The sequence below is a fragment of the Mogibacterium neglectum genome, from assembly GCF_030644205.1.
Taxonomy (GTDB): Bacteria; Bacillota; Clostridia; order Peptostreptococcales; family Anaerovoracaceae; genus Mogibacterium; species Mogibacterium neglectum.
This window is the reverse complement of sequence record NZ_CP128647.1, coordinates 897,055-911,699: the sequence shown is the minus strand read 5'-3', so window position 1 is coordinate 911,699 and position 14,645 is coordinate 897,055. Positions and strand designations below refer to the sequence as shown.

At 37.6% G+C, this 14,645-nt stretch carries 15 protein-coding genes; all 15 read left to right on the top strand.

The features are described 5' to 3' along the window. The first annotated feature begins 24 nt into the window (after positions 1-24). Entirely contained in the window at positions 25-357 is a 333-nt protein-coding gene (locus QU661_RS04270) for a YlbF/YmcA family competence regulator (RefSeq protein ID WP_304989048.1), read from the top strand. Positions 358-446: 89 nt separating this feature from the next. Next, entirely contained in the window at positions 447-1,010 is a 564-nt protein-coding gene (gene efp, locus QU661_RS04265; RefSeq protein WP_304989047.1) for an elongation factor P, read from the top strand. 108 nt (positions 1,011-1,118) lie between these two features. Continuing rightward, positions 1,119-2,159 carry an endolytic transglycosylase MltG gene (mltG, locus tag QU661_RS04260; protein ID WP_304989046.1) on the top strand — a complete coding sequence of 347 codons (1,041 nt, stop codon included), beginning with the start codon at positions 1,119-1,121 and terminating at the stop codon, positions 2,157-2,159. After that, positions 2,159-2,821, top strand: a complete 663-nt coding sequence (locus QU661_RS04255) for an O-methyltransferase (RefSeq protein ID WP_304989045.1) — start codon at positions 2,159-2,161, stop codon at positions 2,819-2,821. The genes mltG and QU661_RS04255 overlap by 1 nt, the downstream gene beginning before the upstream one ends. Then, the gene (locus tag QU661_RS04250; protein WP_304989044.1) at positions 2,814-4,052 is read left to right on the top strand and encodes a peptidase U32 family protein; all 1,239 of its coding nucleotides are present in this window, start codon (positions 2,814-2,816) and stop codon (positions 4,050-4,052) included. Before QU661_RS04255 ends, QU661_RS04250 begins: the two co-directional genes overlap by 8 nt. Positions 4,053-4,102: 50 nt before the next feature. Next, on the top strand, positions 4,103-5,428 hold the full coding sequence (locus tag QU661_RS04245; RefSeq protein WP_304989043.1) for a hemolysin family protein: 1,326 nt from the start codon (positions 4,103-4,105) through the stop codon (positions 5,426-5,428). Next, positions 5,421-5,777 carry an Asp23/Gls24 family envelope stress response protein gene (locus QU661_RS04240; protein WP_304989042.1) on the top strand — a complete coding sequence of 119 codons (357 nt, stop codon included), beginning with the start codon at positions 5,421-5,423 and terminating at the stop codon, positions 5,775-5,777. The genes QU661_RS04245 and QU661_RS04240 overlap by 8 nt, the downstream gene beginning before the upstream one ends. Further along, a complete protein-coding gene (gene nusB, locus QU661_RS04235) occupies positions 5,777-6,178 on the top strand; it encodes a transcription antitermination factor NusB (protein ID WP_304989041.1) in 402 nt (133 codons plus the stop codon). Before QU661_RS04240 ends, nusB begins: the two co-directional genes overlap by 1 nt. Further along, the gene (locus QU661_RS04230) at positions 6,168-7,148 is read left to right on the top strand and encodes a tRNA (adenosine(37)-N6)-threonylcarbamoyltransferase complex transferase subunit TsaD (protein WP_304989040.1); all 981 of its coding nucleotides are present in this window, start codon (positions 6,168-6,170) and stop codon (positions 7,146-7,148) included. The genes nusB and QU661_RS04230 overlap by 11 nt, the downstream gene beginning before the upstream one ends. Beyond that, entirely contained in the window at positions 7,120-8,268 is a 1,149-nt protein-coding gene (xseA, locus tag QU661_RS04225; RefSeq protein WP_304989039.1) for an exodeoxyribonuclease VII large subunit, read from the top strand. Before QU661_RS04230 ends, xseA begins: the two co-directional genes overlap by 29 nt. Before the next feature lies 1 nt (position 8,269). After that, complete coding sequence (xseB, locus tag QU661_RS04220) at positions 8,270-8,470, top strand: exodeoxyribonuclease VII small subunit (protein ID WP_304989038.1); 201 nt, start codon at positions 8,270-8,272, stop codon at positions 8,468-8,470. Positions 8,471-8,478: 8 nt separating this feature from the next. Then, on the top strand, positions 8,479-9,372 hold the full coding sequence (locus tag QU661_RS04215) for a polyprenyl synthetase family protein (RefSeq protein ID WP_304989037.1): 894 nt from the start codon (positions 8,479-8,481) through the stop codon (positions 9,370-9,372). Further along, positions 9,372-11,249: a 1-deoxy-D-xylulose-5-phosphate synthase gene (dxs, locus tag QU661_RS04210; protein WP_304989036.1), complete on the top strand. Its 1,878-nt coding sequence runs from the start codon at positions 9,372-9,374 to the stop codon at positions 11,247-11,249. Before QU661_RS04215 ends, dxs begins: the two co-directional genes overlap by 1 nt. Next, positions 11,233-12,027, top strand: coding sequence for a TlyA family RNA methyltransferase (locus QU661_RS04205; protein ID WP_304989035.1), 795 nt, complete (start codon positions 11,233-11,235; stop codon positions 12,025-12,027). Before dxs ends, QU661_RS04205 begins: the two co-directional genes overlap by 17 nt. A gap of 1 nt (position 12,028) precedes the next feature. Beyond that, on the top strand, positions 12,029-14,644 hold the full coding sequence (gene mutS, locus QU661_RS04200) for a DNA mismatch repair protein MutS (RefSeq protein ID WP_330692418.1): 2,616 nt from the start codon (positions 12,029-12,031) through the stop codon (positions 14,642-14,644). Position 14,645: the final 1 nt, after the last annotated feature.

The window sequence follows — 14,645 nt, the reverse complement described above, 5'->3', positions numbered from 1 at the left end:
CTTAATTTTGAGGAGGTATTTCAAATGAATGTTTATTCTAGTGCTCATGAACTTGCTTCTGCTATTAAAGCAAGCAATGAATTTATAGATTATGATAAGCTTCGCAAAGAGGTTGAACAAGATCCAACTCTTAATCAGATGATTAACGACATTCAAAAGCGTCAGATTGAAATTCAAGCAAAACAGCTAAGTGGAGAAGAAGTAGGACAGGAATCTATGGCACAGATGCAATCTATGTATGCAATGATGTCCTCTAACCCTAAAGCAGCTGAATATATGCAAGCAGAGGCGAGATTTGCTATAATGATGAAAGACGTATATGAAATTCTTTCAGATGTTATTAAAATTAATATTTAATTTTGATATTTGATATAATATAGTTAATATACGTTTGTAATGATAAGATAATAATTTTTAATTTAATATCACAGAAAGAGAGAATAAGTATGATTAGTGCAGGAGATTTCAGAAAAGGTGTAACTTTTGAGATGAACGGAGAACCGCATGTTGTTCTTGACTTTCAGCATGTAAAGCCCGGTAAGGGCGCAGCTTTCGTAAGGACTAAGTATAGAAATATCCTTACAGGTGCTACTAGAGAAGAAGCGTTTAACCCTAACGATAAGTTCCCAAAGGCACACATCGAAACAAAGACCATGCAGTATCTATATAACGACGGAGAGCTCTATTACTTCATGGATCAGGAAACATTCGATCAGGTCCCTCTAAGTGCAGATCTCGTTGAAGATGCTGTAAAGTTTATTAGAGAAAATGATACTGCTACTATTAAGTTCTATCAGGGAAATGCTTTTGCTGTTGAAGCTCCAAACTTCGTAGATCTCAAAGTTATCGAAACTGAGCCTGGCATTAAGGGAGATACAGCAACAAATGTTACTAAGGCTGCTACCGTTGAAACAGGTGCTGTAATTCAGGTTCCAATCTTCATCGAAGAGGGAGAGGTTATACAGATAGATACAAGAGATGGTGGAGAATACTTAGGAAGAGCTAAGTAGTATAACTTTTATCTTAATTATTTATTTAAATATTGTGTAACAAGATTGTTAGCTAATTTCAATTTGAATCGATATTGGCTAACAATATTCCTAGTTGTAGGAGGTAATATGAAGAAATCAGTAAAGAAAGCTTTAGGCATTCTTATCGCTCTATTGCTTATCCTTATCGCTTTAAGTGCATCACTTCTTATAATTAACAAGCCAAAAGATAGAGCTGATAACACATTTGTAGTCGTTAAGATTAAAGAAGGTTCATCAACTGACGATATTGCGAAAGAGCTTTACAAAAAAGGGGTCATCAGTAGCGTATCTAAATATAAGCTGGTATCAAAGATTTGGCGCTATGATGGCAAATACAAGGCTGGAAGCTTTTCTATTTCTCCTAGCATGAGGTCTAGTGATATAGCACAGACTATCGTTAAGGGCGTTTCAAGTACAAAGACTTTTACAATCCCTGAGGGATATACTATTGAGCAGACCGCTACTAAATTAGACAAAGAGGGAATTGTCAATAAAGACAAGTTCCTTGAAGTAGCTAAGCATGGTGATTTTAGCAAATTTTCTTTTCTTAAGGGAGCTCAGTCAGGTGAAAATCATCTTGAAGGCTACCTCTATCCAGACACTTATGCGGTAGACTTGGATGCTGATGAAACTCAGGTTATTACTACAATGCTAAATCAATATGATAAGGTATTTACCAAGAAGTATAAGAAACGTGCCAAACAACTTAATCTGAGTGAAAATGAAATAATCATTATCGCTTCTCTAATCGAGCGAGAATCCCAATATGATGGTGACAGAGCTAAAATTGCAAGTGTTATTTATAACAGAATAAAAGCTGGCATGCCTCTTCAAATTGATGCGACTATTCAGTACGCACTAGGGAAACCTAAAGAGAATCTTTCAATTGCCGATACTAAGATTGATTCACCATACAATACATATACTAATCAGGGTCTGCCACCTGGACCTATCTGTTCACCTGGAAAGGCTTCTATTAAAGCTGCTCTTTATCCTGAGAGCACCGATTACTTGTACTATGTTGTAAGTGAGAAGCTAGATGGAACGCATAACTTTAGTAAGGACTATAATAAGTTCTTAAAAGATAAAGAAGCATATTCAAAAGCTTTAGCGGAGAAGAACAAATAATGAGTATAACTGACGAAAAAATCGTTAATCTCTTAGACTCATTTTACTCACCAATATCTGAAAATTTAGGAAAGCTTAGATTATTTTGTGAGGATGACAACGTACCGCTGATACTACGTGAAACAGAAAGTTATTTAAATACTTTTTTGAAGATAGCGAAGCCAGATCATATCCTTGAGCTCGGAACGGCTTACGGATATTCAGCGTGTTATTTTGCAACTGCTTGTGAGGGGGCACATATCACAACGATAGAGAGATCCCCTCATATGTATGATTATGCGGTTTCTAATGTAAAATCCCTTGGTTTTGAAAGCCTAATTGACTTGAAATTCGGTGATGCAAACGGCATACTAGATTCTTTGATTAAAAATGATTCACTAGAATCCCGATTCGATCTTATTTTTATAGATGCCGCTAAGAGTCATTATCGTGAGTTCTTTGACAGAGCTGAGAAATTAGCAAAACCAGGTGCAACAATCATATGTGACAATATATTGATTCATGGTTATTTAACGGGTTCAACAATAGATCCTGGACGTAGACACAGGACAAGTGTCAAGAGAATGAAAGAGTTTTTAGAGTATTTAAAGGGTAGAAAGGACTTGACCATTTCTTTGTTAAGCTGTGGAGATGGTCTTGCTATAATTAAACTGAATGACTAAGAAGAAAATTGAGCTACTTGCTCCAGCTGGCGATATTGAGAAGCTTAAAATAGCTATTATATACGGTGCTGATGCAGTTTATTTTGGAGGCGAACTGTTCAGTCTTCGTGCCGGAGCAGGAAATTTATCTATAAATGAAATTAAAGAGGCGATGGACTTTATCCATGAACACGATGCAAAAGGATATATGACCATCAATATTTATCCGCACAATGATGATATTTTTCCACTGAAGGAATATCTCGAAAAGATAAAGGACATACCTATTGATGCATTCCTCGTCTCAGATCCGGGTGTCATGACCATAGTAAAAGGTATAATCCCTGATGCAGAGATTCATATCAGTACACAGGCGAATACTACCAACTATATGACTGCAGCATTTTGGGTTGACCAGATGGGCGCAAAAAGAATCGTTGCTGCCAGAGAGATGAGCCTTGAAGAGCTTAGAGAAATGAGGAAAGTTCTTCCCCCTGATACTGAAATAGAAGCATTCGTTCATGGAGCTATGTGCATGTCTTACTCAGGTAGATGTTTGCTTAGCAATTTTATGGTTGGTAGAGATGCTAACAGAGGTTCATGCACACATCCATGTAGATGGAAATACTCACTAGTCGAAGAGAAGAGACCAGGGGAATACTATCCAGTTGAGGAAGACGATCGTGGCAGCTATATCATGAATTCACGTGATTTATGCATGCTTGATAAACTCCCTGATTTAATAGATGCTGGAATTTATTCACTGAAAATCGAAGGACGTATGAAGAGCCCATTTTATGTAGCAACCGTTGTTTATGCATATAGAGCTGCACTAGATGCATGCCTTGAGGATCCTGATAACTATAAATTTCAAGATAAATGGTATAAAGAGCTTTGCAAAGCAAGTCATAGAGAATTCTATCATGGTTTCTATTATTCTAAGCCTGATAGCAGCGGACAGAACTACTCTAGTAGCGATTATACTCGCGAATACTCGTTTATTGGTGTTGTAAGAGGCAATGAGCCTGATAGCGGTCTAACTATTGTCGAGCAGCGCAATAAATTCTGTGTTGGCGATGACATTGAAGTATTTGGACCTCGTACAGAATACACTGATGAAATAGTTAGAGAGATGTATGATGAAGATAATAATCCTATTGAATCAGCACCTCATCCTCAGCAGATTATTAAAGTTAAACTTAGTAAAGTATATTCCTCTGATTTTATACTTAGAAAGAAAAAAGAGTTTTAAAAGTAGAATATCGCGTATTCATACTAATTAAATTTTACAAGGAGAAAATCATGTCATCTGACCCCGTTAGTTGGACCACATATGTACTTATAGTTTTCGCAATTCTAATCTTAAACGGACTAGTTTCTGCTTCGTTATATGCACTTGATTGTGTAGATAGAAATAAACTAAACGAAATTTTAGAAGATGAACCCAACAACAAGAGTGTGGAGCTCATCCACAATTTCATAAAGAAACCATCAAAATACCAATATCCAGACAGGATTTTTATGTATTCGATGGCAATAATTGTCATAATTATTTTTAATTTTGGCTTTTACAGTAGACTCAGTACGTATAGGTTTCTTCCACTTATAGCAAATATCATCTTTGCAACTATTTATTTTGCGATAGCTGATATTCTCCCAAAGAAACTCGCCGCACAATCTTCTGATTCATATGCTCTAAGATTAATTAAAATGCAGCGATTTATATGTATTGCGCTATTTCCTATCACAAAGCTATGTTTAGGCGTTGCCAATTTACTTCTTCTCGTGATGAGAAAAGATATTGATGTTGATGATGCGCAGTTTTCTGAGGATCATGTAAGGTCAATGCTCGATAAGGGTCAGGAAAGCGGTGATCTCAAAGAGGAAGGTCGTCGAATGATTGATAGTATATTCGAATTCGATGATTTGCTTGCATATGAGATTATGACGCCAAGAACCGATGTTTTTATGATTGACCTACAGGATGACAAAGAAGAGTATTTCGAAGAACTTATGGAACTTCGTCACTCACGCATACCAATATGTGATGGCGATACTGACAACATAATAGGGCTTCTCTTAGTTAAGGATTATTTGCTAAAAGGTGCTTCTTCGGGTTTTGACAATATTAATATTAGAGAGATAATGCGAGAACCTTATTTGGTACCAGAAACCAAGAATATCGACTCCCTTTTTGTAGAACTGCAAAAGACAAAACAACATATTGCTATATTAATCGACGAGTATGGGGGTTTTAGCGGAATCGTATCGATTGAAGATATTATCGAACAGATAGTTGGAGATATCGATGACGAATTTGACGATGAGGATAGAATCATAGAAAAGGTTTCAGAATCAGAGTACATCGTTGATGGGAACGTATATCTTGATGATCTTGATGAAGAGATAGGTATTAATCTTGAATCTGAAAACAGTGAAACTGTGGGAGGATTTATAATTGATTATATCGGTGAGATTCCTAAAGAGAACTCCACTTATAAGCCTATAAAATATGGTAATGTTACTTTCCAGATTTTGGAGGTTAAGGATAGACGTATCGAAAAGATTCGCATTACAATAGATGAGAATGATAATAATACCAAGAAGGACGATAATTTAGATGAGTAACTTCAATACTAGCAATGGTAATATCACGATAGATGATCAGGTTATTGTTGGATATATTACAGATGAAATACACAAGATCAAGGGCGTAAGCAAAATGATTTCAAGTATTTCTGATAGTTTTTCAAAAAATATATTTGGCCGCGATAGTGGCATGAACGGTGTACGAATCAGTCGGAATGGCGACAATATCTCTATCAACCTGCATATTATAGTGTATTATGGTTACAACATTCCTCAGTTATCTTATGAAATTCAAAGTGCAGTTAAAACTGCAATTGAAGAATTTACTGGACTAAAAGTAGATGCTGTAAATATAAGTGTAGAAGGAATCGACCAGGAGAATGATTAATGGATAGAAGAACAATTAGAGAAAACATAATGCAGTTCGTTTATCAAATGGATTTAACTGATAATTTCGATTACGAGCAACTCACCTGTGTCGAAGAGGCAGAGAAAGCGCTAAAACAAAAGCAGGCATTAGAAACACTAAGCTCTATTAGAGATCATATCGGTGAAATAGATAAGCTTATTTCTAAGAATATCGATAACTGGGATATAAACAGACTTCCTAAAGCTGATCTCGCTATATTAAGAACTGCACTTGCTGAGATTCTATATGTAGATTCAATTCCAGCTAATGTATCTATCAATGAAGCTGTTGAACTAGGTAAGACTTATGGAGATGAAAGATCTTACGCATTTATAAATTCAGTGCTTGGTAAGATTAACAGGGAGTTAAATGAGCAATAGGTATTGTCTAGGCATAGATACATCTAATTATAAAACGTCGGTAGCGATTACCGATGAGCATAACAATATAATATTTGAAAAATCTGAATTCTTGGAGGTTGAACACGGTACGCTTGGACTGAGACAGTCTATTGCTTTCTTTAAGCAAGTAAATGTTCTGCCTTCATTTATTGAGGAGGCGCTTTCTGCAGTTGATATAAGGAATATTTGTTGCATTTCCGTTTCTGATGCCCCAAGACGAGTTGAAGGTTCATACATGCCCGTATTTATGGCAGGATATAATGCTGCTAAAATTCTAAGCAGCAGTCTGGCTGTACCACTTTATACATTTTCTCACCAGGAGGGGCACGTTGCTGCAGTTCTAAAATCTTTTTATACAGGCTCATCAGATGAAAAAGCAATATTCATTCATCTCAGTGGAGGTACAACAGAAGCCCTTCTTGCATCTATTGATGGCATTCATTATGAGTTTGAAATAGTTGGCGGAACAAAGGACATAAGTGTCGGTAAACTACTAGATAGAACAGGAGTAAAACTAGGTTACGATTTTCCAGCAGGTAAATACATTGATCAACTCGCCTTAAACTCTGGATATAACGGTTCAAAACATCTAACAAAGATTAAGAATGATGATGGTTGGTTTAACTTGTCGGGTACTGAGTATCAGGTTTTAAAGGCTATAGAATTATCTGGAACAGAAGTTGCTGTCGAGCTTATGGAAAGAGTATCAACACTTCTCTTTGATGTATCAAAATACCTAGCAGATAAGTATGACGTCAAAAAAATTTATATGGCTGGAGGCGTTGCATCGAGCACGTATTTTAGAATAAAGATAAGAGAACTCATGCACGAGAATAGTTCTTTCACGATAAATTTTGGTAACCCAGAGCTATCTGGCGATAACGCAGTAGGCATAGCTCTTCTCGGAGGAAAAGCATTAAATGAATCCATTTTCAATAACACAATTTAATGAATATGTGTCGAAAAAACTCAATAGCGACCTTAACCTCAAGAATTTACCCTTAATAGGTGAAGTCTCAGGCATATCCATGAGTGGTGGTCATATGTACTTCTCTCTGAAAGACGAAAACAGTGTACTTCGTGCAGTAATATGGAGGAATAATATTTCGAGAATCGACACAACTCTTATTCAGAATGGTAGTAAAATAGTAGTGCTAGGTGATATAAGCGCATATGCTCGTGGTGGTAACTATTCTTTTTCTATCCGCATGGTTGAGAGTTTTGGTGAAGGGGATCTTGCGAAGGAGTATAATCGCGTAAAAAAGTTACTCGAGTCAGAAGGCTTATTCGCCAGAGAACACAAGAAGCCAATTCCAAGACTTGCTAGAAGAATAGGCGTTGTCACGTCAGATACTGGTGCAGCTATTGAAGATATTAAGAAGATAATCACAACTAAGAATAATTATGCTGATATAATTATCTTTCCGACGCTCGTTCAAGGAATAGGATCACCTGCAAGCATTATAAAAAGCATTGAATCTGCAAATTTAGTTAATGAATCAGGAAAGCATATAGATGTACTCATTGTAGGTCGTGGCGGTGGATCAGCGGAGGATTTAGCAGCATTTAACGATGAAGGCGTTGCAAGAGCGATATTCGCGTCAGAGATTCCAATCATAAGTGCAGTTGGTCATGAATCAGATGTATCAATATCTGACTGGGTTGCCGATGCTAGAGCTGAGACACCAACGGCAGCAGCTAATATGGCGGCTATCAATACATTCGAACTTAGAGAACAAATCGATAAAAGTGAGCAGGAGTTAAAACAATCCATCGCATATAAAATTAAGATGGAACGTAACAACATCAAAATTCAAAGAGATCATCTCAATCACGTTATGAGCAGTAAAATTCGCGAGATGAAACTTAATGTCGACAAAGCGGTTATAACACTTAGAGAGAATAATCCGACTAATATTCTCAGCAAGGGTTACGCGCTAGTTATTAAAGACAATTATATAGTTTCAGAGGTATCAAATATCGATTTAGATGAGACTTATAGAGTAGTTATGGCCGATGGATCATTTGAAGCTAAAACTACGTCTAAAACGCAAAATAAAGAGGTGTGATATGAAAAAGAATATAGATAAAACCTTTATGGAAGCATACCAAGGCTTGGTAGATGCTGCATCTAATATTACAAAACAGACAACTTCGATTGATGAGTCTTTGAAATTATTCGATGAAGGAATGAAGGATGCGAAACTATGCAACAAGATGCTCGATGAGGCAGAACAAAAAATCGAAGTGTACACTAAGGAAGAAAATTAGAGACCAACATGTATAGTTACGACGAATATAAAGCGATTATCGAAAAGCATTTGCTCGATTACATTCCTAAGATTGATACTAAAGCTAAAATTCTTTTTGATTCTATGAAATATAGTGTTATGGGCGGAGGTAAACGACTACGTCCAGTGATGCTATTGGCCGCATGTGATTTTGCAGGAGGGGATATATATGAAGCTCTTCCATATGCATGTGCTATTGAATATATTCATACGTATTCACTCATTCACGATGATTTACCTGCGATGGATGATGATGACTTACGTCGTGGTAATCCAACTAACCATAAAGTATTTGGCGAAGATATCGCGATCCTAGGCGGTGATGCACTTTTAAATACTGCTATGGAACTCATGTTCAAGGATTTTACTTATCACTTTGATAATCCTTCCAAGCTTAAGAGGCACTGTTACGCAGGACTTGCAATTGCAAAGGCCGCAGGTGTCAATGGAATGATTACCGGCCAAGTTGTTGATGTGAAAAATAACAATAAAGACTGCTCACATGAGTTCGTTGACTTTATTGAGGAGAATAAGACAGGGGCTCTTATCAGCGCACCCATCATCGCCGGACTAGGCATCGGCGGAGCTGAAAAGGAAATCGTTGATGCATTCACCGTTTATGCTAGATGCATCGGTAAAGCTTTCCAGATATCAGATGATATTCTAGATATGATAGGTTCCGCAGAAGACCTCGGTAAGACACCTGGAAAGGACTCTCAACAGGAGAAAGCAAACTTTGCCATAGTTAATGGTATAGAGCAAGCTCGCCAAGAGCTTCACAGGCTTACAGTCACAGCTATCGAATCAATCGAAAGATTTGAAGCACCAGATAAAAAATTCTTTACGGATCTAGCTCTTAAGCTGGAACAGAGGAGAGCATAATGAAATACGATCTTGAACATGAAGATCTGATATCTATTATAAAATCAGCTGACGAGAATCAACTCGAGCAATTATGTAATGACATTAGGGAATTTTTGATTCAGAAAGTCTCTAAGACAGGTGGACATCTTGCATCAAATCTCGGTGTAGTTGAGCTTACTGTTGCCATGCATAGAGTTTATAACAGCCCAAATGACAAAATGATCTATGATGTCGGTCATCAAACTTATGTCCATAAAATACTTACCGGTAGAGCTGATCAATTTGATAAACTGCGTAAGTTTAAAGGGCTAAGCGGTTTTCCAAAGGCATATGAAAGCGTGCATGACGCTTACGATACTGGTCACAGCAGTACTTCACTTGGTGCGGCAGCTGGCTATGCTGTGGCTCGTAACTTAAGAGGAGATGACAACGAAGTAGTTGCTCTAATAGGAGATGGCGCCATGACCGGTGGATTGGTTTATGAAGCTTTAAATAACATCGGTTCTAACAGGCTTAGGGTACGAATAATACTGAATGATAACGGTATGTCTATCGCACACAACGTGGGAGCTATATCAAAGCATTTGCAACGGCTTCGTAGTTCTTCTAGTTACATAAATGTAAAAAAATCCGTTCGAACATCATTAGATAGAGTTCCGCTTATAGGAAAATCTATTTCTAACGGAATAAGCCGTACAAAATCGCGGATTAAGCTTTCTGTGCTCGATCAACAAGGAATACTTTTCGAGGAACTGGGAATTAAGTATATTGGTCCTATTGATGGATATGACATCCCTAAGCTCATAGAAGCATTTAATGCAGCAAACGCAGTCGATGGACCAACTCTTGTTCATGTAATTACAACAAAAGGAAAGGGCTATTCATGGTCTGAAAAATTTCCTAGAAAATTCCACGGAGTCGGCCCATTCAGTATTGATGACGGTAATTTATTATCGTCGAATAGCCCGTCGGGTGAGGTTTCATTCTCAGAAGTATTTGGTAATAAGTTACTAGAGTTAGCAAAAGAAGATAAACGAATAGTTGCTATTACAGCAGCTATGGGAACTGCTACAGGGCTAGGTCCATTTTATGATGAGCTTCCAAATCGTTTCTTTGATGTCGGTATAGCTGAACAACATGCTGTACTATTTGCCGCAGGACTTGCAAAAGCAGGCATGATTCCAGTTGTACCTATATATTCATCATTTTTACAGAGAGCTTATGACCAAATTATTGAAGATGTCTGTATCCAGAATCAGCATGTTGTATTTGGCGTTGATAGAGCTGGACTTGTCGGTGCAGACGGTGAAACTCATCATGGTATTTTCGACCTTAGTTACCTTTCAAGTATCCCTAATATGACCGTGTTCGCACCAGCAGATGGAACCCAGTTAGAAGAGATGCTTGAGTATGCTATAAATGACATGAGTTCTCCAGTTGCTATCCGGTATCCTCGTGGTACATCCAAATTCGATCATCTCAAGCTAAAAGCCTTTGTGGGTAAAAATATTAAGCTTTCCGAAGGCTCTGATATTACAATATTTGCAGTTGGAAATATGCTTGATACCACACTTGAAGCTGCACGGGAACTAATGGTAATGGGTTACAATGTTGGTGTTACAAACGTATGTGTCGTTAGTCCATTTGAAGAAGACCTTGCTAAAATAGATACTAAGCTTGTAATTACCATAGAGGATAACGTTATTCGCGGAGGATTTGGAGAATTATTTGCTGCTAAAGCAATTGAGGCAGGAAATAATTATGGGTTAATTACGTTGGGTGTTCCAAACAAGTTCATCGAACAAGGTTCTGTGGATCAGCTTCGAATCGAATGCGGAATCACGTCTAATGACATAGTGAAAGGAGCAACTGAATACTTTGAAAGAAAGGCTTGATGTCATACTTGTAAATATGGGGCTTGCTTCATCACGTGATAATGCAAAACGTACAATCATGGCTGGACTTGTTACCGTTGATGGTGTTGTTGAGACTAAGTCTGGTCAGAAATTCGATGTAAATAGCGAATTTAACGTAAAGGATAAGCTCCTTAAATATGTTAGCCGTGGTGGTCTTAAACTAGAGAAGGCTATAGAATCGTTTGATATTAATCTCGAAGGATTTTACACTGTCGATATGGGGGCTTCAACAGGTGGATTTACAGACTGTATGCTCATGAACGGTGCATTGAAGGTCTATGCCCTAGATGTAGGTTATGGTCAGCTCGACTATAAGCTTCGTGTTAATCCACGAGTAATCAACATGGAGAAAACAAATATTCGTTATCTCGATACAAGTCTTATCGAAGAGCCAATAGATTTTATCTCCATCGATGTTTCATTTATTTCTTTGAGGCATATGTTTCCAGTAGCAGCTGAACTTCTCAAAGATACTGGATCAATTATGTGTCTCATTAAGCCTCAGTTTGAAGCAGGTAGGGCACAGGTAGGAAAGAAAGGTATCGTGCGTGATAAGAAAGTTCACGTCGAGGTTATAGATAAGGTCATCGGATATGCTGCAGTCAATGGTCTATATCCACATGGATTAGATTATTCTCCTGTCAAGGGGACTAAAGGTAATATTGAATATCTACTATATCTTAAGAAGACTGAACCGTCCGAGAAAGTCTTACCTCAGGAGATTGTAAATATAGCTCACAGGGAGCTCGATTGTTAACATGAAAAAGGGGGAAATCATGGGTCTTTCACCGATGATGAAACAATATTTCGACATAAAAGAACAGTACAAAGACTGCCTACTAATGTATAGACTAGGAGACTTTTACGAGCTTTTCTTTGACGATGCTCTGACAACATCACGTGAATTGGAACTAACGTTAACTGGCAGGAATTGCGGTCTTGAAGAGAGGGCACCTATGTGTGGTGTCCCTTTCCATGCTGCAAATTCATATATCTCTAAACTCGTAGCGAAAGGATACAAAGTTGCAATTTGTGAACAGGTAGAAGACCCAAAAGAGGCAAAAGGCATTGTAAAGAGAGAAGTAATCAGAATAATTACCCCCGGAACAATTGATATAGATGAGTCTACAAATGCTAAGGACAACTTATACTTAGCCTCTGTATACATTACTAAAAAAACAAGTGGAATAGCATACACCGATATTACCACCGGAGAGTTTACAGCACTTGAAGTCCGCGAAAATCATGAAAACGAGCAGTTAATCTCAGAACTTTCAAGAATAGCCCCAAAGGAAATTATTTACTTTGATGAAACCTCTTCAGACTTTATCGATAAATATTCCAAGGCATCACCTCATACTTATATAAACTCTATAGATGAATCTTATTTCAAATATTCATCTTGTGAAGATATGCTGATGTCACAATTTGAAGTAACTTCACTCATACCTCTTGACATACAGGATAAAAGAGAGGTTACGATTGCTTCCGGAGCGCTTCTCCTGTATCTGATGGAAACTGAAAAGCATGCGTCTCCACAGATTAACCATTTAATTTTAAAGGAACCTGGTCTAAGCATGATTCTAGATAGAGCAACTATGCGAAATCTTGAGCTGCTAGAAACACAATATAATCAGAGCCAAAAGGGATCTTTACTTGACGTTTTAGATAAGACTCATACCGCGATGGGTGGGAGACTTATCAGAAGATTTATTAAAGAACCTCTCAAGGATAGCGATTCAATCAATAAAAGGTTAGATGCTGTTGAAGCACTAGTTGATTTGCCACTTAATAGGGCGAATATAGTATCATCACTCAAGCATGTATATGATTTTGAGCGTCTAACAGCTAGAATAGCTAGCATGAGAGCTAATGGCAAAGATCTAATAGCACTTAAGACTACTCTCAGAGAGCTCCCGTCAATAAAGGAAGAGCTCCTTAATATCAATACGTCTCTACTAAATGAGATCTATTCATCTCTTGATGATTTTTCCGAACTAGAGAATCTTATCGAGAGTTCTATCGTTGAAGAGCCACCATTTACGATCACGGATGGAGAACTAATTAAACCTGGTTACTCTGAAGAACTTGATAATCTAAAATTATCAATCAAAGATGCAAAGGAGTGGATTACAGGTCTTGAAACTAGAGAAAAAGAGCGTACAGGTATTAAGAACCTGAAAGTTGGATTCAATAAAGTATTTGGATACTATATTGATATTAGTAAATCTAATCTTCCGCTTGTTCCGGATGACTATATAAGAAAACAAACACTAGTTAATAACGAAAGATATATAACACCTGAGCTAAAGGAGAAGGAGAGTCTTGTCTTATCAGCGGAGGCTAAAATTAATAATATAGAATATGAGATTTTTAAAGAGATTAGATCTTCTATTGAGCCTTATTTTGCGAGACTTCAAATGGCATCTGCTTCCGTAGCACTTCTCGATGTGTTAACTTCTCTTGCCGATGTGGCCTCAAGATATGGTTACGTAAAGCCTATTGTCGATAATTCAAATGTCATAGATATTAAGGAAGGTCGTCACCCGGCAGTAGAACAGATGATAGGAGAAGGACTATTCGTATCAAATAGCACGCTACTTGATACGGTATCACGCAGCATGCTGATTATTACAGGTCCTAATATGTCTGGTAAATCTACTTATATGCGCCAAACTGCAATAATAGTGCTGATGGCACAAATCGGATCGTTTGTTCCTTGTGAACATGCACATATTGGTGCAGTAGATAGAGTGTTCACCCGAATAGGTGCATCCGATAATTTATCTCATGGGCAATCTACTTTCTACATAGAGATGAGCGAGCTTGCGAATATCCTTAGAAATGCAACAGAGCGTAGTCTTATCATACTCGATGAAATTGGCAGGGGTACGAGTACTTTCGATGGTCTTTCAATTGCATGGGCTACTATAGAATATTTGTCAAAACCAGGAAACTGTATTCGGACCATGTTCGCTACTCACTATCACGAGTTAACGGTGCTCGAAAGCAAGTACGCAAACGTAAAGAATCTCTCTGTCTCCGTAAGTGAGCAGGGCAGCGATATAGTATTTTTACATAAGATAACGGAGCAACCAGCTAGTAAGAGTTATGGTATTCATGTTGCAAAGATTGCCGGAATCCCATCTGAAATTCGCAAAAAAGCTGCTTCAAAGCTTAGGGAACTTGAGGCTGGATCTAATACATCGCCATTATCGAGTGATCAAATATCATTCTTCGGTCAGAACGTCATTGCAGAAGAAGAGAAAGAGTACGACGAAGTTATAGATGAAATCAAAGATATAAATCTTGATAACATCACACCGATGGAAGCTATGTTAATACTAAAAGAAATTCAGGAAAAATTAGATTAGG

Excerpts from the sequence above, each read along its gene's own strand:
- QU661_RS04240 (WP_304989042.1), top strand. The coding sequence starts at position 5,421 with ATGAGTAACTTCAATACTAGCAATGGTAATATCACGATAGATGATCAG.
- QU661_RS04270 (WP_304989048.1), top strand. The coding sequence starts at position 25 with ATGAATGTTTATTCTAGTGCTCATGAACTTGCTTCTGCTATTAAAGCA.
- QU661_RS04245 (WP_304989043.1), top strand. The coding sequence starts at position 4,103 with ATGTCATCTGACCCCGTTAGTTGGACCACATATGTACTTATAGTTTTC.
- xseB (WP_304989038.1), top strand. The coding sequence starts at position 8,270 with ATGAAAAAGAATATAGATAAAACCTTTATGGAAGCATACCAAGGCTTG.
- QU661_RS04215 (WP_304989037.1), top strand. The coding sequence starts at position 8,479 with ATGTATAGTTACGACGAATATAAAGCGATTATCGAAAAGCATTTGCTC.
- dxs (WP_304989036.1), top strand. The coding sequence starts at position 9,372 with ATGAAATACGATCTTGAACATGAAGATCTGATATCTATTATAAAATCA.
- mltG (WP_304989046.1), top strand. The coding sequence starts at position 1,119 with ATGAAGAAATCAGTAAAGAAAGCTTTAGGCATTCTTATCGCTCTATTG.
- mutS (WP_330692418.1), top strand. The coding sequence starts at position 12,029 with ATGAAAAAGGGGGAAATCATGGGTCTTTCACCGATGATGAAACAATAT.
- nusB (WP_304989041.1), top strand. The coding sequence starts at position 5,777 with ATGGATAGAAGAACAATTAGAGAAAACATAATGCAGTTCGTTTATCAA.
- QU661_RS04255 (WP_304989045.1), top strand. The coding sequence starts at position 2,159 with ATGAGTATAACTGACGAAAAAATCGTTAATCTCTTAGACTCATTTTAC.
- QU661_RS04250 (WP_304989044.1), top strand. The coding sequence starts at position 2,814 with ATGACTAAGAAGAAAATTGAGCTACTTGCTCCAGCTGGCGATATTGAG.
- efp (WP_304989047.1), top strand. The coding sequence starts at position 447 with ATGATTAGTGCAGGAGATTTCAGAAAAGGTGTAACTTTTGAGATGAAC.
- QU661_RS04230 (WP_304989040.1), top strand. The coding sequence starts at position 6,168 with ATGAGCAATAGGTATTGTCTAGGCATAGATACATCTAATTATAAAACG.
- xseA (WP_304989039.1), top strand. The coding sequence starts at position 7,120 with ATGAATCCATTTTCAATAACACAATTTAATGAATATGTGTCGAAAAAA.